Raw genomic sequence first — 219 nt, 5'->3', positions numbered from 1 at the left:
GGTGGGTGATGACGGGATCGAACCGCCGACCCCCTCCTTGTAAGGGAGGTGCTCTCCCAGCTGAGCTAATCACCCACTTCTCAATTTCTTACTCTACACGGCGGAGACTACATAAAGTAGTTGGTGGGTGATGACGGGTTCGAACCGCCGACCCCCTCCTTGTAAGGGAGGTGCTCTCCCAGCTGAGCTAATCACCCCCGCTGTGTGGAGTCGCATTAT

General features: G+C 56.6%; 2 tRNA genes. Both read right to left on the bottom strand.

What is annotated here, in order from left to right:
- Nucleotides 1-2 precede the first annotated feature (2 nt).
- Nucleotides 3-75 (bottom strand) — tRNA-Val (locus OGY83_RS00765).
- A 46-nt stretch (nt 76-121) separates the two neighbouring features.
- Nucleotides 122-197, bottom strand: a tRNA-Val gene (locus OGY83_RS00760).
- Nucleotides 198-219 lie beyond the last annotated feature (22 nt).

The sequence above is a fragment of the Citrobacter sp. Cpo090 genome (genome assembly GCF_030332665.1).
Taxonomy (GTDB): domain Bacteria; phylum Pseudomonadota; class Gammaproteobacteria; order Enterobacterales; family Enterobacteriaceae; genus Citrobacter; species Citrobacter portucalensis.
Note: the sequence above shows the minus strand (reverse complement) of the source record. Positions and strands in the feature narration are given on the sequence as shown.